The sequence below is a fragment of the Streptomyces sp. NPDC001606 genome (assembly GCF_053596835.1).
In genome coordinates, this window is sequence record NZ_JBSFHC010000026.1 from 25,752 (window position 1) to 43,950 (window position 18,199).

Annotated in this window: 14 protein-coding genes; 9 read left to right on the forward strand and 5 right to left on the reverse strand. The window is 73.2% G+C overall.

What is annotated here, in order from left to right:
- Positions 1–167 precede the first annotated feature (167 nt).
- Positions 168–3,158 carry a BTAD domain-containing putative transcriptional regulator gene (locus tag ACWCV9_RS33945; RefSeq protein ID WP_450792395.1) on the reverse strand — a complete coding sequence of 997 codons (2,991 nt, stop codon included), beginning with the start codon at positions 3,156–3,158 and terminating at the stop codon, positions 168–170.
- Between the two features lie 200 nt (positions 3,159–3,358).
- On the opposite strand from ACWCV9_RS33945, the gene ACWCV9_RS33950 reads away from it, so the two are divergent.
- The 6 genes from ACWCV9_RS33950 to ACWCV9_RS33975 all read left to right on the forward strand — a co-directional run bounded on the left by ACWCV9_RS33950 (position 3,359) and on the right by ACWCV9_RS33975 (position 10,706).
- Positions 3,359–4,585, forward strand: coding sequence for an amidohydrolase family protein (locus ACWCV9_RS33950; protein WP_450792397.1), 1,227 nt, complete (start codon positions 3,359–3,361; stop codon positions 4,583–4,585).
- Between the two features lie 5 nt (positions 4,586–4,590).
- The gene (locus tag ACWCV9_RS33955; RefSeq protein WP_450792480.1) at positions 4,591–5,508 is read left to right on the forward strand and encodes an LLM class F420-dependent oxidoreductase; all 918 of its coding nucleotides are present in this window, start codon (positions 4,591–4,593) and stop codon (positions 5,506–5,508) included.
- Positions 5,509–5,517: 9 nt separating this feature from the next.
- Complete coding sequence (locus ACWCV9_RS33960; RefSeq protein ID WP_450792398.1) at positions 5,518–6,288, forward strand: SDR family NAD(P)-dependent oxidoreductase; 771 nt, start codon at positions 5,518–5,520, stop codon at positions 6,286–6,288.
- A gap of 121 nt (positions 6,289–6,409) precedes the next feature.
- Positions 6,410–7,528 (forward strand): LLM class flavin-dependent oxidoreductase, encoded by a 1,119-nt coding sequence (locus tag ACWCV9_RS33965; protein WP_450792400.1) that lies wholly within the window; start codon positions 6,410–6,412, stop codon positions 7,526–7,528.
- A complete protein-coding gene (locus tag ACWCV9_RS33970) occupies positions 7,528–9,258 on the forward strand; it encodes an N-acyl-D-amino-acid deacylase family protein (protein WP_450792402.1) in 1,731 nt (576 codons plus the stop codon). Before ACWCV9_RS33965 ends, ACWCV9_RS33970 begins: the two co-directional genes overlap by 1 nt.
- The gene (locus ACWCV9_RS33975) at positions 9,255–10,706 is read left to right on the forward strand and encodes an aldehyde dehydrogenase family protein (RefSeq protein WP_450792403.1); all 1,452 of its coding nucleotides are present in this window, start codon (positions 9,255–9,257) and stop codon (positions 10,704–10,706) included. The genes ACWCV9_RS33970 and ACWCV9_RS33975 overlap by 4 nt, the downstream gene beginning before the upstream one ends.
- A 42-nt stretch (positions 10,707–10,748) precedes the next feature.
- Here the strand turns inward: ACWCV9_RS33975 and ACWCV9_RS33980 are convergent, their stop codons facing one another.
- The 3 genes from ACWCV9_RS33980 to ACWCV9_RS33990 are packed head-to-tail and all read right to left on the reverse strand — an operon-like array spanning position 10,749 to position 13,464.
- Entirely contained in the window at positions 10,749–11,639 is an 891-nt protein-coding gene (locus ACWCV9_RS33980; protein ID WP_450792404.1) for a hypothetical protein, read from the reverse strand.
- Positions 11,640–11,658: 19 nt separating this feature from the next.
- Positions 11,659–12,054, reverse strand: coding sequence for a nitroreductase/quinone reductase family protein (locus ACWCV9_RS33985; RefSeq protein WP_450792406.1), 396 nt, complete (start codon positions 12,052–12,054; stop codon positions 11,659–11,661).
- 27 nt (positions 12,055–12,081) lie between these two features.
- Positions 12,082–13,464 (reverse strand): CehA/McbA family metallohydrolase, encoded by a 1,383-nt coding sequence (locus ACWCV9_RS33990; protein ID WP_450792408.1) that lies wholly within the window; start codon positions 13,462–13,464, stop codon positions 12,082–12,084.
- Between the two features lie 81 nt (positions 13,465–13,545).
- Here ACWCV9_RS33990 and ACWCV9_RS33995 point away from each other — a divergent pair, with 81 nt between their 5' ends.
- From ACWCV9_RS33995 to ACWCV9_RS34005, 3 genes are read left to right on the forward strand one after another with little or no spacing between them, the layout of a single operon-like run.
- Positions 13,546–14,412 carry a TIGR03619 family F420-dependent LLM class oxidoreductase gene (locus tag ACWCV9_RS33995; protein WP_450792410.1) on the forward strand — a complete coding sequence of 289 codons (867 nt, stop codon included), beginning with the start codon at positions 13,546–13,548 and terminating at the stop codon, positions 14,410–14,412.
- A 24-nt stretch (positions 14,413–14,436) separates the two neighbouring features.
- A complete protein-coding gene (locus tag ACWCV9_RS34000) occupies positions 14,437–17,022 on the forward strand; it encodes a bifunctional FO biosynthesis protein CofGH (protein ID WP_450792412.1) in 2,586 nt (861 codons plus the stop codon).
- Between the two features lie 59 nt (positions 17,023–17,081).
- Positions 17,082–17,648, forward strand: coding sequence for a hypothetical protein (locus tag ACWCV9_RS34005; protein ID WP_450792413.1), 567 nt, complete (start codon positions 17,082–17,084; stop codon positions 17,646–17,648).
- 3 nt (positions 17,649–17,651) lie between these two features.
- Here the strand turns inward: ACWCV9_RS34005 and ACWCV9_RS34010 are convergent, their stop codons facing one another.
- Positions 17,652–18,155 carry a DUF2165 domain-containing protein gene (locus ACWCV9_RS34010; RefSeq protein ID WP_385847159.1) on the reverse strand — a complete coding sequence of 168 codons (504 nt, stop codon included), beginning with the start codon at positions 18,153–18,155 and terminating at the stop codon, positions 17,652–17,654.
- Positions 18,156–18,199 lie beyond the last annotated feature (44 nt).

Genomic DNA, 18,199 nt, shown 5'->3' on the forward strand with positions numbered 1-18,199 from the left:
GGCCTGCCCGGTAGCTCCCCCGAGTGCCGCCGGGCAGGCTTCCCCTGGGCCGGTACACCTTACGGCGCGCCCAGTTGGTGTCCCGTCTGTCCCCCGACGCGACGGAACGACACGACAGAGAGTGCCGGGCGGCGATAAACGAACGATGAACGCGCAGGCGTGCGCCCTCAGGCGACGGACAGCGGCTTGAGCAGAGCGCGTACCTCGTCGGCTTCCGGCGCGCTCGACGCCTCGAAGATGGCCAGGGCCTCTTGCAGACAGACCTGTGCGCGGCCGGTCTGGCCGATCCCGCTCAGCGCCCGGCCGAGTGCCGTGAGGACGTTTCCGCGCCGCCACTCGCCGCCGATTCCGCGCAGCACGGACAGCGCCGTCTCCGCACGGGTCGCCGCCTCCGCCAGGCGCTGGGCGGCGAGGTCGACCTCCGCGAGGCGGAAGAGGGTCATGCCCTCCCACAGGCGCTGCCTGCTGTCACGGAAGACGTCGAGGGCTTCCTCGAGGCGCTCGGTGGCGAGCGCGAGCCGACCGCTCTGCACGAGGGCGAGCCCCAGCGCGTAGCGGCCGTTGGCTCCCTTGAGGCCGTGCCCCATGTCGTCGTACATGTCGGTCCCCTGCTGGGCCAGGGACACCGCGCTCGACGTACGGCCCATGGCCAGATGGATCCGGGAGAGATTGCACAACGCGCTGGCCTCACCGGGCCGGTCCCCCGCGGCGCGGAAACTCTCGATGGCCCGGATCAGGTGCCGCTCGCCGGTGTCGCACCTGTCCTGGTACAACGCAAGGACCCCGAGCATGTTGGACGCCCAGCACTGGGGCAGGGGGTCGTTCGCCGTCTCCGCGAGCCGCAGGGCCTCGGTGGCCTCCCGATCCGCCAGCTCGAAACGGCCGGACATGTGATGGCCGTTGGCCAGTGTGACCCGGGCACGGGCCTCCGTACGCTGATCACCGGAGGCCTGAGCGGCGGCCCGCACGGCGGCACCGGTCGCCTCGTACTCCTTGGAGTTGGCCCCCGATTCGGCGAGGTCGATGGCGGCCCACAACAGGTCGACGGCGCGCCTCAGCTGTGCGTCCCCCGTCGACTGCCGTACGCAGGCGAGCAGGCAGACCGACTCCGTGTACAACCAGTCCTGCGCCCTGCGCCGGTCCTCGAAGGTCAGGCCCGGGTACTCCGTCGGCTCCAGGTGGTCCACCAGCCGGTCGCCGGGCCGTTCGATCGCGTAGACCCCGGCCGCCGTCGCCAGATAGAAGTCCAGCAGGCGCGACAGCGCCGACTCCCGTTCGCTCGGGAGTTCGTCGCGTTCGGCGCAGGCGCGGGCGTAGAGGCGGACCAGGTCGTGGAAGCGGTAGCGGCCGGGGGCGGCGGATTCCAGGAGGGAGGTGTCGACCAGGGACTCCAGGAGGTCCTCGGTGTCCTCCGCGGGGAGGTCGAGGACCGCGGCCGCCGCGGCCAGCGAGAGGTCGGGGCCGTCGGCCAGGCCGAGCAGGCGGAAGGCGCGGGCCTGGGCCGGTTCCAGCTGGCCGTAGCCGAGTTCGAAGGTGGCCTTGACCGCGAGGTCGCCGGCCTGGAGTTCGTCCAGGCGGCGGCGTTCGTCGGCGAGCTTGGCCGCGAGGACGGAGACGGTCCAGGTGCGGCGGGCCGCAAGGCGGGAGGCGGCGATGCGGATGGCGAGGGGCAGGAAGCCGCAGGCGGCCACCACGTCGAGGGCGGCTTCGCGTTCCGCCGCCACCCGCTCCGTGCCGACGATCTTCGTGAAGAGGGCCAGTGCCTCCTCGGGGGACATCACGTCCAGGTCGACCAGATGCGCCCCGGCCAGGTCCAGCATGCGCACCCGGGAGGTGATCAGGGCCGCGCAGCCCTCCGTGCCGGGCAGCAGCGGCCGTACCTGGGCGGCGTCCTTCGCGTTGTCCAGCAGGACCAGCACGCGGCGGCCGTCCAGGACCGAGCGGTAGAGGGCGGCCCGCTCCTCCAGGGAGTCCGGGATCGCCGAGTCCGCGGTGCCGAGGGCGCGCAGGAAGGAGCCGAGGACGGTCTCCGGTTCGGCGGGGCGGTGGCCCGCGCCCTGGAGGTCGACGTAGAGCTGGCCGTCCGGGAAGGCGGCCCGCGCACGGTGGGCGACATGGACCGCCAGGGTCGTCTTGCCGACGCCGCCGATGCCGGCCAGGGCGGAGACCGCCATCACCCGGCCCAGGGTGTTCCCGGTGTCGGGGGCCGACGCCGAGGCCAGCACCTCGCTCAGCTCGGTGACGAACGCCTTGCGGCCGGTGAAGTCGGGGACCGAGGCGGGCAGCTGGGCGGGGCGGACCGGGGCGTGCGCGGGCTCCGGGGCCGGTCCGGAGGGCTCGGCCAGGGCCGGGTCCGCCTGGAGGATGCGCTGCTGGAGTTCGCGCAGGCCGGGGCGGGGGTCCACGCCCAGTTCCTCGGAGAGCAGGCGGTGGGTGTCGGCGTAGACCGCGAGGGCCTCGGCCTGCCGGCCGCTGCGGTACAGGGCCAGCATCAGCAGTTCGCGCAGGCGTTCGCGCAGCGGGTGGGCCGCGGTCAGGGCGGTCAGCTCGGAGACCGCCTCCGCGTGGCAGCCCTGCTCCAGGTCCATGTCGAGGCGGGACTCCAGCAGGCCGAGGCGCCACTCCTCCAGGCGGACCCGCTGGGTCTCGGCATACGGGCCGGGCACGCCGGCCAGCGGCTCGCCGTCCCACAGGGCGAGGGCCCGGTTCAGCAGCTCCCGGGCGCGGCACAGGTCGCCGGTGCCCCGCGCCTTCTCCGCGGCCGCCGCCAGGTCCTGGGCGGCCGCGAGGTCCAGGGCGCCCTCGCCGAGGCCGCGCACCGCGTAGCCGCCGGACTCGCTCACCAGGATCCGGGGGGTGAGCATCTTGCGCAGCCGGGAGGCGTAGGTGCGGACCGTCGCCAGCGCCTGGGAGGGCGGCTCGGGGCCCCACAGCGCGTCGATCAGTTCCGCCGCGGTCGCCGTACGGCCCTCCCGCAGCAGCAGGGCGGCCAGCAGCGCGCGCTGCTGGGGCGAGCCCGTGCTGAGCTGCTCGGCGCCCCGCCAGGCCCGCACCGGACCGAGCACGCCGAAGCGCAACGCCTCCTGCTCCGCGGCCGGTTCGGCCGGGTCCGTGGAGCCGGGACGCCGCTGCTCAGGTACTCGCGGCCCACCAGCCATGCATTCGCCCCCCTCGGCGTCGGAACAACCCCGTCAGTTTGCCTTGTTCGGGGCGGTTGCGTCAGCCGCGGGAGACACCGATCACAGACCGGCACGCCCCGGCACACAAAGCCCTCACACCGTCTTCGCGGGCCGCGCGGAAAACCCGGCCCCCTCCCGAGTAGCTGACGGCCCGTCAGATCGGCGCTACGGTGAGGGACATGGAGGCCAAAGAGTTCCCGTGGATCATCTCCGTCGACGATCACACCGTCGAGCCGGCGGCCGTGTGGCAGGACCGGCTGCCGCGGAAGTACCGGGACGTGGGGCCCCGGGTCGTCCGGGCGCCGGTGCGGGAGATGACCTTCCTCGGCGGGCGGTTCCGGCCCGTGATGGGGGAGCCGGGCGCCACCGGCGAGGGGCCCGTGGGCGACTGGTGGGCGTACGAGGATCTGCGGCGCCCGCTCACCCGGCTGGACACCGCCGTCGGCTGCGCCCGGGACGAGGTCCGGCTGGAGGTCATCACCTACGAGCAGATGCGGGCCGGGTCGTACGACGTGCGCGAGCGCATCGCCGACATGGACCTCAACCATGTGCAGTCGGCGGTCTGCTTCCCGACCTTCCCCCGCTTCTGCGGCCAGACCTTCGCCGAGGCCCGGGACAAGGACCTCGCCCTGCTCTGCGTCCGCGCCTACAACGACTGGATGGTGGAGGAGTGGTGCGGGCCCGCGGCGCGCGGACGGCTGGTGCCGCTCACGCTGATACCCCTGTGGGACCCCGCGCTGGCCGCCGCGGAGGTGCGGCGGAACGCGGCCCGCGGGGTCCGGGCGGTCGCCTTCTCGGAGATACCGCCGCACCTCGGGCTGCCGTCCGTGCACACCGACGACTGGGACCCCTTCCTCGCGGCCTGCGACGAGACCGGCACGGTCGTCGCCATGCACATCGGCTCCAGCAGCCGGATGCCCTCCACCTCCGCCGACGCGCCGCCCGCCGTCGGCTCCACCATCACCTTCGCCAACTGCTGCTTCTCGATGGTCGACTGGCTCATGAGCGGCAAGTTCGAACGCTTCCCGAACCTCCGGGTCATGTACGCGGAGGGGCAGATCGGCTGGATCCCGTACATCCTCGAACGCGCGGACGTGGTCTGGGAGGAGAACCGCGGGTGGGGCGGGGTCGCCGACAAGGTGCGCCGGCCGCCGTCCGAGCTGTTCGCCGGGCATGTGTACGGCTGCTTCTTCGACGACGCCTTCGGGCTGCGCAACCTGGACGCCATCGGTGTCGGCAACGTCCTCTACGAGACCGACTACCCGCACTCCGACTCCACCTGGCCGAAGTCCCGCGAGGTCGGCGAGGCGCAGATGGGCCACCTGGCGCCCGAGGTGGTCGAGCGGATCGTCCGCGGGAACGCGATCGAGCTGCTGGGGCTCACCCCCGAGGGGCTCTGGCGGTGACCGGCCTGGCGTACGGCATCCAGCTGCCGGTGCAGTCCCAGAGCACCCTGTACGCGGAGCCGTGGGAGGCCGCCGCGGGCGCGGCGGACCTGGTCGCCGTCGCCCGGGCCGCGGACACCGCCGGCTTCGCCTACCTCGCCGTCTGCGAGCACGTGGCCGTGCCCCGGCGGCTGGCACCGGCCATGGGCACGGTCTGGTACGACCCCGTCGCCACCCTCGCCCATCTCGCCGCCGTCACCGGACGCATCCGGCTGCTCAGCCATGTCGCGGTGGTCGGGCTGCGCCATCCGCTGCTCACCGCCAAGCAGTACGCCACCCTCGACCACCTCTCCGGCGGCCGGCTGATCCTCGGGGTCGGGGCCGGGCACGTACAGGAGGAGTTCGAGGCCGTGGGCGCCGACTTCGAGCGGCGCGGGGCCGTCCTGGACGAGACCGTCGACGCCCTGCGGGCCGCCCTCGGGCCCGAGGAGTACCCCGAGCATCACGGCAAGCGCTATGACTTCGCCGGGCTCGGACAGCGGCCCCGGCCCGAACAGCCCCGGGTGCCGCTGTGGGTCGGCGGCTCCTCGCCCGCCGCCGTACGACGGGCCGCGCTCAAGGGCGACGGCTGGCTGCCGCAGGGCGATCCCCGGGAGCGGCTGGCAGGGCAGATCGAGCGGATCCGGCGGCTGCGGTCGGAGCAGGGTGCCGAGGGGCCGTTCACCGTCGGCGCCATCGCCGAGCCGCTCTACGTCGGACCGGCCGGCTGGGACGTCGGGCGGCGCACCCTCAGCGGGGCGCCGGAGCGGATCGCCGAGTCGCTCAGGGCGTACCGGGCGATGGGCGTGGACCAGATCCAGGTGCGGTTCCGCAGCCGGAGCCGGGCCGAACTCGTCGAGCAGATCGCGCTGTTCGGGGCGGAGGTCGCGCCCCGGCTCAACTAGGAGGGCTCCATGGGCAAGCTGGACGGGCGGGTCGTCCTGGTCACCGGTGCGGCGCGCGGGCAGGGCGAGCAGGAGGCGCGGCTCTTCCGGGCGGAGGGCGCGCGGGTGGCCGTCGCCGATGTGCTGGACGAGCAGGGCCAGGCCCTGGCCAAGGAGATCGGGGCGCTCTACGTCCACCTGGACGTGGGCACCGAGGAGGGCTGGCGGGAGGCGGTGGCCGAGGTCCGGCGGGCGTACGGCCGGATCGACGGGCTGGTCAACAACGCGGGCATCCTGCGCTTCAACGCCCTGGTGGACACCCCGCTGGACGAGTTCATGCAGGTCGTCCAGGTCAATCAGGTCGGCTGCTTCCTGGGCATGAAGACGGTGGTGCCGGAGATGGCCGACGGCGGGACGATCGTCAACACCGCTTCCTACACCGCGCTGACCGGGATGGCCGCCGTGGGCACGTACGCCGCGACCAAGCACGCGGTGCTCGGGCTGACCCGGGTGGCCGCGCTGGAGCTGGCGGGACGGCGGATCCGGGTCAACGCCATCTGCCCCGGCGCCATCGACACCCCCATGTCCAACCCGGCCCGGCTGGACCCCGACGCGGACCCGGAGGAGACGAGCCGGGCCCTGGACGAGCTGTACCGCAGGCTGGTGCCGCTCGGCCGGGTCGGGCGCCCGGAGGAGGTGGCACGGCTCGCCCTCTTCCTGACCTCGGACGACTCGTCGTACATCACCGGGCAGCCGTTCGTGATCGACGGGGGCTGGCTGGCGGGGGTCAGCGTCATCTGACCGGCGCTGCCCGAGGGGCGGTCGTCTCTCTTGAGACCGATCTCTCTTGAGATCTGACGGGCCGTCAGATATGAAGCCGAAGGCAAGGATCCATAGGCACTCGTAGGGACGGTGAACCGCCGTGGAATTCGGGCTCTTTGTACAGGGATACGTGGGCAAGCGCGCCCAGACCGACCCGCTCGCCGAGCACAAGGCGCTGATGGAGGAGACCGAGTACGTCATCCAGGCGGACCGGTCCGGCTTCAAGTACGCCTGGGCCTCCGAGCACCACTTCCTGGAGGAGTACTCCCACCTCTCCGCCAACGACGTCTTCCTCGGCTACCTCGCGCACGCCACCGAGCGGATCCATCTCGGCTCCGGGATCTTCAACCCGCTGGCCCCCGTCAACCACCCGGTCAAGGTCGCCGAGAAGGTCGCCATGCTCGACCACCTCAGCGAGGGCCGCTTCGAGTTCGGCAGCGGGCGGGGCGCCGGCTCGCACGAGATCCTCGGGTTCCTGCCGGGGGTGACCGACATGAACCGCACCAAGGAGATCTGGGAAGAGACCATCGCCGAGTTCCCGAAGATGTGGCTCCAGGACGAGTACCAGGGCTTTCAGGGCAAGCACTGGCAGCTGCCGCCGCGGAAGGTCCTGCCCAAGCCGTACGGCAGGTCCCACCCGGCGATGTGGTACGCGGCCGGGTCCCCGCCGTCGTACGCCATGGCCGCGAAGAAGGGGCTCGGCGTGCTCGGCTTCAGCATCCAGAAGGTGTCCGACATGGAGTGGGTGCTGGAGCAGTACAAGACGGCGATCGTGGACGCGGAGCCGGTGGGGGACTTCGTCAACGACAACGTGATGGTCACGACCACCGCGATCTGCGCGCCCACGCACGCGGAGGCGATCGACATCGCGGTCCGCGGGGGGCTGCACTACCTGCCCTCGCTGGTCTTCCGGTACCACGACACGTTCCCGCGGCCGGAGGGGTTCCCGGAGTGGCCGGAGACGCTGCCCGCGTACACGCCGGAGTTCGTGGAGCTGCTCATCGAGGAGGAGCTGCTGATCTGCGGGGACCCGGACGAGGTGCTGCGGCAGTGCAAGAGGTGGGAGCAGGCGGGGGCGGACCAGTTGAGCTTCGGGTTGCCGGTGGGGGTGCCGAAGGAGGAGACGCTGCAGACGATCCGGTTGATCGGGGAGTGCGTGATTCCGAAGATCGACACGGATCCCGTTCACCGGACGACGCGGTTCCGGGGGGCCGCGTGATGCTTGATCACCTCATCAAGGGTGCCGCCGTCGTGGACGGGACCGGTGCGCCCGCCTTCACCGCCGACGTCGGTATACGGGACGGCCGTATCGCTGTCATCGGTGCTGCCACCGGAGACGCCCGTACCACCGAGGACGCCACCGGGCTCGTTCTCGCTCCCGGCTTCGTCGACCCCCATACCCACTACGACGCCCAGCTCTTCTGGGACCCGTACGCGACGCCCTCCCTCAACCACGGGGTGACCACGGTCGTCGGGGGGAACTGCGGGTTCACGCTCGCGCCGCTCAGCCCCGCCCGTCCGGACGACGCCGACTACACGCGCCGCATGATGTCCAAGGTGGAGGGCATGTCCCTGGTCGCCCTCGAAGAAGGGGCGCCCTGGAGCTGGCACACCTTCGGTGACTATCTGGACGCCCTCGAGGGGCGGATCGCGGTCAACGCCGGGTTCATGGTGGGGCACTGTGCGCTGCGGCGGTATGTGATGGGGGCCGACGCGATCGGCGGGCAGCCGGGGGACGAGCAGCTGGCCGCCATGGTGCAGGCGTTGCACGAGGCCATGGACGCCGGGGCCTGGGGGCTGTCCACCACCCAGTCGGGCACCCACTCCGACGGGGACGGCCGGCCGGTCGCCTCCCGGCACGCCCGGCCACCGGAGCTGCTGGCCCTCGCGCGGGCGGTCGGGGAGCACGAGGGGACGCAGATCGAGGCGATCGTCGCCGGCTGCCTGGACCGGTTCAGCGACGCCGAGATCGAGCTGCTGGCGGAGCTGAGCGCCGCCGCCGGGCGGCCGCTGAACTGGAACGTGCTGACCGTCGACGCGGCCGTGCCGGACCGGGTGCCGCGGCAGCTGAGCGCGAGCGAACGGGCGCGCAAGGCGGGCGGCCGGGTGGTGGCCCTGACCATGCCGATCCTCACCCCGATGAACATGTCGCTGGGCACCTTCTGCGCGCTCAACCTGATCCCCGGCTGGGGGCCGGTGCTCGGGCTGCCGGTGCCCGAGCGGATCGCGAGGCTGCGGGACCCGCACACCAGGGACGAGCTGCTGCGGCGGGCCCGGTCGAAGGAGGCGGGCGTCTTCCGGCGGCTCGCGGACTTCGGGCGGTATGTCATCGGGGACACCTACAGCCCCGCCAACGAGGGGCTCACCGGGCGGGTCGTCCGGGACATCGCCGAGGAGCGGGGGCAGGACCCCTTCGCGTGCCTGGTGGACATCTGCGCCGAGGACGGGCTGCGTACGGTGCTGTGGCCGATGCCGTCCGACAACGACCCGGCGTCCTGGGCGCTGCGCGCGGAGACCTGGCAGCACGAGGACGTGCTGCTCGGCGGCTCCGACGCGGGGGCGCATCTGGACCGGATGTGCGGGGCGCCGTACACCACGCGGTTCCTCGGGGACTGTCTGCGCGGCCGGAAGCTGGTCGGGCTGGAACAGGCGGTGCGGATGCTGACCGACGAACCGGCGCGGCTGTTCGGGCTGCGCGAGCGGGGGCGGGTGCGCGAGGGCTTCCACGCCGACCTGGTGCTCTTCGACCCCGAGCGGATCGACGCCGGCCGTGCACGGCTGGTGCACGACCTGCCCGGCGACAGCCCGCGGCTGGACTCGCGGGCGCTCGGGGTGCGGGCCGTGTGGGTCAACGGGGTCGAGGCGATCCGGGACGACGTGGTGAGCGGGGCCGTACCCGGCAGGGTGCTGCGGTCCGGCCGGGACACGCGGACGGTGAGCACCCGGTGAGCGAGGGGCAGCGGCTGTTCGTCGGCGGGGAGTGGGTCGCACCCGAGCACGGCCACTATCCGGTGATCGACCCGGCCACCGAGGAGGTCGTCGGTCGGGCGCCGGAGGCCTCGCCGGAGCAGGCGCGGGCGGCCTGCGCGGCGGCCCGGGAGGCGTTCGGGGCGTGGTCGCGGACCCGCCCGGAGGAGCGGGCGGCGCTGCTGGGCCGGGCGGCGGAGATCATCCGGGGGCGGGCGGAGCCGTACGCCGGGCTGGCGCGTGCCGAGACCGGGGCGACCACGGCGACGGCGCGGGGCATGCAGGTCGGGGTGGCCGCGGCCCGGTTCCGCCGGTACGCGACCGTGGAGGCGGCCGAGTGGGCCGTGCCGCCGCAGCTCATCGAGGCCGGGCCGATGGGGCGGGCCGGGGTGCTGGGCGCGTTGGCGGTACGCCAGCCGGTGGGCGTCGTCACCTGCGTGACCTCGTACAACAACCCCTGGGCCAACGCGGCCGGGAAGGTCGCCCCGGCGCTGGCCATGGGGAACACGGTGGTGGTGAAGCCGGCCCCGCAGGACCCGCTGTCCGTCTACCGCATGGCGGAGGCGCTCCAGGAGGCCGGGGTGCCGCGCGGGGTGGTGAACGTGGTCTCCGGGCGGGAGGTGGCCGTCGGGGAGGCGGTGGTGGCCTCGGACGACGTCGACATGGTCAGCTTCACCGGGTCCACGGCCGTCGGACGGCGGATCGCCGAGGTGTGCGGCCGGGACATGAAACGCCAGCTGATGGAGCTGGGCGGGAAGGGCGCGGCGCTCGTCTTCGACGACGCGGACCTCGGCTCGGCGGTGGCCGGGATCGGGACGACCTTCTCCTTCTACAGCGGACAGATCTGCACGGCACCGACCCGGGTGCTGGCCCAGCGCGCGGTGTACGCGCGGCTGGTCGACCAACTGGACGCCTACGCACGTAGGTTGACGGTCGGGGACCCGCGGGAGCCGGGCACGGTGGTGGGGCCGGTGATCTCCGGACAGCACCGGGAGCGGGTCGAGTCGTACGTCGAACTCGGGCGCAAGGAGGGCGCGACCGTGGTCACCGGAGGCCGACGGCCGCCGCTGGACCGGGGGTTCTACGTCGCGCCCACCCTCCTCGCCGACTGCGCGAACGGGATGCGGGTGGCCCGGGAGGAGATCTTCGGGCCGGTGGTCGTGGTGATTCCGTTCGACGACGAGGAGGAGGGCATCGCCCTCGCCAACGACTCCGACTACGGCCTCATCGACTACGTCTGGTCCGGCGATGTGGCCCGCGCCTTCCGGGTGGCGCGGCGGCTGCGGGCCGGCGGTGTGGGCGTCAACACCGTCGGCCGCAACATGGAGGCCCCGTTCGGCGGCTTCAAACGCAGCGGGGTCGGCCGGGACGTGGGCTCCTATGCGCTGCACGCCTACAGCGAGGTGCAGTCGATCGTGTGGCCGGGGTGAGGGGCAGCAGGGCGGTCACCAGGCTCACTGTGCTCACTGGGCTCACTGGGAGAAGTACGACGCCGGGTGCCGGGGGTCGGCCGCGCAGACGAACAGACCGGCGTGGCTGCCACGGCCGACGGTCATGCCGACCGGTTCCAGGGCCGCCTGCCACTCCGGGCCGCGCGGCTCCAGATGGCGTTCCTCGAGGGGCTGGAAGCGGTGGGGCGCGCCGTCGGGGCCCCAGGTGCCGATGGCGTACTCGCAGGTGTCGAACTGGAGGAACAGCTCCAGCGGGGCCTGGCACTCACCGCACTCCAGGGCCTCCGGCAGGTCCGTCGTGCACCAGTTCATGAAGCCGCCGAGCTTGTAACCGGGGACGGTGGTGAGGTCGTCGCGCAGGTTCCGCTCCCTCAGCCAGGCCTCGAAGCGCTCCCCGAGACCGTCCGGCAGCTCCTCGCTGTCGGGGTAGTCCAGGAGCCGCTCCGGGTGCAGCACACAGGCGCGCGGGATCATGTCCCAGTCGTGGTCCCAGTGTTCCTCGGGGTCCGGCTGCTCGGTGAGCGGGTCGGTGACCCGGTCGGCGCGGCGCCAGAACAGCCGGCAGGCCTGGCCCCAGCCCGCCGGATGCGGCTGGTCGTGCCACTCCGGGCACCACAGCAGCTGGACCAGGTCCGTGCCGTCCGGGAAGCGGATCTCCGGGAAGTCCGCCGCCGTCAGCTGGGCCACCGCGACCATCGGCATGCTGTAGGCGCGGCCGTTGACGTCCTTGTGGTCGGCGCACTCCGGCCAGGGCTCGGCGGCCGGCCAGAGCAGCGGGCCGCCGATGTGGCTGTCGCGCGGTCCGGGCGTGCCGCGGCGCGGATGCAGCCGTACGGCCGGGCGGGCGTGCGGCAGCAACTCCTGGAAGTCCCGGGCGGGTTCCAGGGCGGACGGGGCGGTGGTGAGCTTCACGGCCGCAGTCTTTCCCGGCTCAGTCGGCCAGGTCCACCCGGATGGTCAGCAGGCCGGTGCCGAAGGCCCGGACCGCCGCGCTGTTGAAGCGGGGCAGGGTGCGCAGGCGGGCGACCGGGTCGTCCTCGGGCAGGAGGTGGGCGGTGCCGTGGTGCCAGCGGCCGGCGAGCCGGACGCGGACCCGGGGGTCGGCCTGGATGTTCCGGACGTACTGCGAGCGGTGCCCGAACTCCGAGACCAGCCAGAAGGACCCGCCCACCCGGCGCCCGCCGACCGGGGTCCGCCGGGGCAGCCCGGAGCTGCGGCCGGTGGTCTCCAGCAGGGTCTGGAAGGGCATGCGCCGGGCCAGCGGGTTGGCCAGGTGCCGCTGGAAGCGGGTCACGAGGCGGTGTCTGAGGTCGCTGCGGGGTGCCATGTCTCTCGCTTCCGTCGCTCTCGGGGATCAGCCGGCCCCGAGGAAGACCGGGTTGGTGAACGCCGCCATCATCCCCGGCACCGGGCCGAGCGCCGACGCGTGCCGTACCTCGGCGCGCACATAGGCCGCGTTCGCGGGCGTGGTACGCCACTCGACGGTGCCCGCTCCCGCCACCGGCAGCGGCCCGCCGGTGCACAGCACGCCCTGGTCGGTGACGAACCGGACGGTGCAGCGCGGCGCCCCGGCGACCGCCAGCCGGACGGTCACCGGCTCGTCGGTCCCGACCGTCAGCCGTTCGCCGACCCCGGCCCGCGCACCGCTCGCGGCGGTCGCGGTGAGGGACAACGCCACCCGCCGGGACTCGGCGACGTACGACCGCCCGGCCCGCAGCCCCTGCTGGATCGCCTCCCGGGTGAGGTCGTCGGCGAGGACCACCGTCTGCGGGTGCCCGACCGTGTCCGGGGGCCGGTGCGCGTCGCTGCCGCCCATCGCCGGAAGCCAGGGCCGCCCCTCGGACGCGGCGGCTCCCAGCAGCCCGTCCCAGGCGGCCAGCGCCACCTCGTCGTCGGGCGTCCAGGGCCCGTTCCACACCTCGAGCGCGTCCGCGTCCGCGAACCCGAACTTCCAGGCGCAGCCGACGCAGGGGGCGTACGGATGGGCCGGTACGACCAGTCCGCCCGCGCCGTGGATCCGGTCGGCGAAGCGGGCCCTGCGGTGGTCTCGGGCCCGGTGGCGCCAGTCGACGAAGGTGCCCGGGTCGGTGCCGAGGGCGAGGACGTGGCCGTTCCTGGTGGTGACCTCCTCGCCCAGCAGCACCAACAGGTCCTCGCCCGCCGCGCCGGCCCAGTGGGCGTGCGAGGCATGGGTGTTGTGGTCGGAGCTGTTGACGAAGTCCAGCCCGGCCGCGCGGGCGAGCGAGGCGATCTGTGCCGGGGTGCGGGCGCCGTCGGAGTGCCGGGAGTGCAGATGGCAGTCGCCCCGGTACCAGTCCCGGCCCCGCCCCCGGGCGCGGGACGGCGGATACCGGGGCGGCGGGGTCGGCGCCGGCTCCCCCTCCGTGAGGGTCACCGTGACGTCGTACGACAGTCCCTGCGGCGCGATCGTGTACGGGCCGAGCGCGATGTGCCAGACGCCGGGGTTCAGCGGGCCGGGGAGATAGCCCGGGGTCGCCGTGTCGCCGCGCACGGAGAACTCGCTCCGCGCCCCGCCCGACCAGCCCCGGAACCCCTCCTCGACCCCCCGCTCGTCGAAGAGCCCGATGTCGAGCGCGTTGCCCGGAACTCCGGCGGGGGTGGCGGGCCGGTCGTAGCGGTAGGAGACATGCAGCCCGGCGGTGCGGGGCGGCACCTCGAAGGGCAGATAGACGTAATCCGGCGAACCGGGCGCGAGTCTGCCACGCAAGCTGGTCACAAGGCCCACGCTAGGCGCCGCGAGGCCGCGTGAGGAACCGCATGCCTACGACAGGTGACCAACCAGTCGGTACGATGGCTCATGCGTATCGCCGTCACGATCTTCCTCACCGACGAGACCGTCACCCCCGTGCGCCTCGCCCCCGAGCTGGAAGCGCGCGGTTTCTCCGGGCTGTATCTGCCCGAGCACACCCATATCCCCGTCGAGCGCACCACTCCGTACCCGGCCGGGGGCGAGCTGCCGCCCGAGTACGGCCGTACCCTCGACCCCTTCGTCGCCCTCGGTCAGGCCGCGGCCGTCACCTCGCGGCTCGGGCTGGGGACCGGGATCACTCTGCTGGCCCAGCACGACCCGATCGTCCTCGCCAAGCAGATCGCCACCCTGGACCACCTCTCCGGCGGCCGCTTCACCCTCGGCCTCGGCTACGGGTGGAACGTGGAGGAGGCCGCCGACCACGGCGTGGACTGGCGTACGCGCCGGGACCTGGTGCGGGACCGGGTGCGGATCATGCAGGCGCTGTGGTCCGCGGAACCCACCGCGTACCAGGGCGAGTTCGGCGGCGTGCGGGCCAGCTTCGCGCACCCCAAGCCGGTGCGGCGGCCGCGCGGCCCGGTGGTCGGCCCGCGCACCCTGGTGGGCGGGGCCGCCGGACCCCGGCTGTTCGCGCACATCGCCGAGTACGCCGACGGCTGGCTGCCGATCGGCGGGCGCGGCCTCACCGAGTCCCTGCCGCGCCTGCGCGCCGCCTGGGCCGATGCCGGCCGCGATCCGGCCGATCTCCAGGTCGTCCCGTACGCGGTCCACCCCAGCCCCGGCAAGCTCGCCCACTACGCCGAGCTGGGCATCGAGGAGGTGGTGGTGCAGCTGCCGCCGGCCGGGGAGGCGGAGGTGCTGCGGGCGCTCGACTCATACGCGACCTTCCTGCCGGGCAACCAGTCTCAGGCGTGATCGCCGCTTCCGTATCCTCGAGAGATGACCACTTCCGCGACCTCCGGAACCGGCCCCACCGAGAACTCCATGCGTCGCGCCCTCAAACGCGCCCGGGACGGCGTCGCCCTCGACGTCACCGAGGCGGCGGTGCTGCTCCAGGCCCGCGGCGAGGCCCTGACCGACCTCGCCGCGTCCGCCGCCCGGGTGCGGGACGCGGGCCTCGCCCAGGCGGGCCGCCCCGGGGTCATCACGTATTCGAAGAGCGTCTTCATCCCGCTCACCCGGCTGTGCCGGGACAAGTGCCACTACTGCACCTTCGTCACCGTCCCCGGCAAGCTGCGCCGGGCCGGGCACGGAATGTTCATGTCCCCCGACGAGGTGCTGGACATCGCCCGCCGCGGCGCCGAACTCGGCTGCAAGGAAGCCCTGATCACCCTCGGCGACAAGCCGGAGGACCGCTGGCCGGAGGCGCGCGAGTGGCTCGACGCGCACGGCTATGACGACACCATCGCCTATGTCCGCGCGATCTCCATCCGCATCCTGGAGGAGACGGGCCTGCTGCCCCACCTCAACCCGGGAGTGCTGACCTGGACGGACTTCCAGCGGCTCAAGCCGGTCGCGCCGTCCATGGGGATGATGCTGGAGACCACCGCGACCCGCCTGTGGTCCGAGCCCGGCGGCCCGCACCACGGCTCCCCGGACAAGGAACCGGCCGTACGGCTGCGGGTGCTGGAGGACGCGGGCCGGTCCTCGGTGCCCTTCACCTCCGGCCTGCTGATCGGCATCGGGGAGACCTACGAGGAGCGCGCGGAGTCCCTGTTCGCGCTGCGCAAGGTCGCCCGCGCCTACCACGGCATCCAGGAACTGATCATCCAGAACTTCCGCGCCAAGCCCGACACGGCGATGCGCGGCATGCCGGACGCCGAACTCGACGACCTCGTCGCCACGGTCGCCGTCGCCCGGCACCTCATGGGCCCCTCGGCCTGCCTCCAGGCCCCGCCGAACCTCGTCGCCGGCGAGTACGAGCGGCTGATCGGCGCGGGCATCGACGACTGGGGCGGGGTCTCCCCGCTCACCATCGACCACGTCAACCCCGAGCGCCCCTGGCCGCAGATCGAGGAGCTGGCCGAGCGCTCGGCGACGGCCGGGTTCTGCTTGCGGGAACGGCTGTGCGTGTACCCGGAGTTCGTGCGCCGCGGCGAGCCCTGGCTGGACCCCCGGCTGCGCCCGCACGTCGCCGCGCTCGCCGACCCGGAGACGGGCCTGGCCCGGCCCGACGCCCGCCCCCGGGGCCTGCCCTGGCAGGAACCGGAGGAGGTGTTCGTCCCCTCCGGCCGCACCGAACTGCACCGCACGATCGACACCGAGGGCCGTACCGCCGACCGGCGCGACGACTTCGACGAGGTGTACGGCGACTGGGCGGCCCTGCGCGAGGCGGCCGCCCCCGGCATGGCGCCGGAACGGATCGACACGGACGTACGGCAGGCCCTGCGCACGGCGGCCGACGACCCGACGAAGCTGACCGACGCGGAGGCCCTCGCCCTGCTGCACGCGGACGGCCCGGCGCTGGACGCGCTGTGCCGGGTGGCCGACGACGTGCGCCGCTCGGCGGTCGGCGACGAGGTGACGTACATCGTCACCCGGAACATCAACTTCACCAACGTCTGCTACACCGGCTGCCGCTTCTGCGCCTTCGCCCAGCGCCGCACCGACGCGGACGCCTACACCCTCTCCCTGGAGCAGGTCGCCGACCGGGCCCGGCAGGCGTGGGACGTCGGCGCGGTCGAGGTGTGCATGCAGGGCGGTATCCACCCCGACCTGCCCGGCAATGCCTACTTCGACATCGCGCGGGCGGTGAAGGCCGCCGTCCCCGGCATGCATGTGCACGCCTTCTCCCCGATGGAGGTGGTGAACGGCGCCACCCGTACCGGTATGCCGGTCCGCGAGTGGCTGACGGCGGCGAAGGAGGCCGGCCTGGACACCATCCCGGGCACGGCCGCGGAGATCCTGGACGACGAGGTCCGCTGGGTGCTGACCAAGGGCAAGCTGCCCACGGCCACCTGGATCGAGGTGATCCGGACCGCCCACGAGCTGGGCATCCGCTCCTCCTCGACGATGATGTACGGCCATGTCGACCAGCCCCGCCACTGGCTCGGCCATCTGCGCACCCTCGCCGGGATCCAGCAGGAGACAGGCGGTTTCACCGAGTTCGTCACCCTCCCGTTCATCCACACCAACGCGCCGGTGTATCTGGCGGGCATCGCCCGTCCGGGCCCGACGACCCGGGACAACCGCGCGGTGACGGCCATGGCCCGGCTGCTGCTGCACCCCTGGATCCCGAACATCCAGACCAGCTGGGTCAAGCTGGGCGTCGAGGGCGCGGCGGAGATGCTCCGCTCCGGTGCCAACGACCTGGGCGGAACCCTGATGGAGGAGACGATCTCCCGGATGGCGGGCTCGTCGTACGGCTCGTACAAGTCGGTCCGCGACCTGGTGGCCGTGGCCGAGGCGGCCGGCCGCCCGGCGAAGCCGCGCACCACGCTCTACGGCGAGGTCCCGCCGGAGCGGCAGCAGGCGGCCGAGGCCTCCGACGGCCACCTGCCCGAGCTGCTGCCCGTACTGGACTGAGTACGATGATCCGACCCCCGAACCGAGCGGGGGCCCCGTAGCGGAGGAGATGCGTACCCGTGGCTGCCCGACTGCCCTCCTGGGCCTGGGTCACCGGTCTGACGGCTGGGGCGACCGCGGCCGTGATCGCCCTCGCCGTCCAGGCGAACCACGGGCCGCATCCCACGGCCGCCGTGGCGAAGCCCAACCCGTCGGCGTCCGCGGGCAGCCACGCGCCCGCCGACCCGAAGCCCTCGGGCCCGCCCGCCCTGCCCGACGCGTCGGGACAGGGCCGCCGGATCGTCTACTCGCTCGCCGGGAAGCGGGTGTGGCTGGTCGACGCGACCGGCCGGGCCTCCCGCAGCTTCACGGTGTGGCCGGGCACGGTCGCCCCGCAGCCCGGCCGCTACTCGGTCACCCTGCGCATCCAGTCCCTGAAGGGCTCGGACGGGGTGGAGATCGAGCACGTCATGTACTTCACCAAGGCGGAGGGCGTGAACATAGCCTTCTCCAACGCCCTGGACGGCTCCTCGCCGCCCCCCGCCGACGGCAGCAAGAAGCTGGGCGGCATCCGGATGCACAAGGAGGACGGCGCCGCCCTGTGGGCCTTCGGCGACGCCGGTACCAAGGTGATGGTCGTCCCGTAGGGGTCAGTCCCGGGTGCGGGACGGCAGCTGGTTGACGATCAGCGCGACCCCGCTGAGCAGGAAGATCCGGGTGGCGGCGTCCAGCCCGTTCCAGCTCTTCGACTGCCACATCGAGAACCACTCGCCGCCGATCGCGATGAACCCGGCACCGAACAGCACCAGCAGCATCAGCAGCCCGTAGGTGGACCAGCGCCGGGCGGCCGCCTCGTCCCTGCCCCGCGCCCACAGCCACGTGCCCCACACCAGCACCAGGGCGGCCGCGGTCTCCCACGCGATGATGAGGACGTACGCGGTGTCCTCCAGCCCCTTGCTGGTCACGGCCCGCCACATCAGGCGGTCGTCCCCGAACGTGGTGTCCATCGCCAGGACATGCCGTACGAACTGCTGGTTGGTGCCGAAGTCGGTGATGTTGCCGAGCGCTACCAGGGCGATGTAGAGCGCGAGTATGCCGGTGAGCACACCGGCGGCAAGCCTGAGGCCCGAGTTACTGGTGGGGGTGGTGGTCATGGCTGGATTCTGCCTGATGAACGCCCGGTCCCGGCACGCGCATT

Bases quoted from the DNA above. Each gene is read 5' to 3' on its own strand.
- ACWCV9_RS33950 (WP_450792397.1), top strand. From the start codon at position 3,359: ATGGAGGCCAAAGAGTTCCCGTGGATCATCTCCGTCGACGATCACACC.
- ACWCV9_RS34010 (WP_385847159.1), bottom strand. From the start codon at position 18,155: ATGACCACCACCCCCACCAGTAACTCGGGCCTCAGGCTTGCCGCCGGT.
- ACWCV9_RS34000 (WP_450792412.1), top strand. From the start codon at position 14,437: ATGACCACTTCCGCGACCTCCGGAACCGGCCCCACCGAGAACTCCATG.
- ACWCV9_RS33995 (WP_450792410.1), top strand. From the start codon at position 13,546: ATGCGTATCGCCGTCACGATCTTCCTCACCGACGAGACCGTCACCCCC.
- ACWCV9_RS33970 (WP_450792402.1), top strand. From the start codon at position 7,528: ATGCTTGATCACCTCATCAAGGGTGCCGCCGTCGTGGACGGGACCGGT.
- ACWCV9_RS33945 (WP_450792395.1), bottom strand. From the start codon at position 3,158: ATGGCTGGTGGGCCGCGAGTACCTGAGCAGCGGCGTCCCGGCTCCACG.
- ACWCV9_RS33960 (WP_450792398.1), top strand. From the start codon at position 5,518: ATGGGCAAGCTGGACGGGCGGGTCGTCCTGGTCACCGGTGCGGCGCGC.
- ACWCV9_RS33985 (WP_450792406.1), bottom strand. From the start codon at position 12,054: ATGGCACCCCGCAGCGACCTCAGACACCGCCTCGTGACCCGCTTCCAG.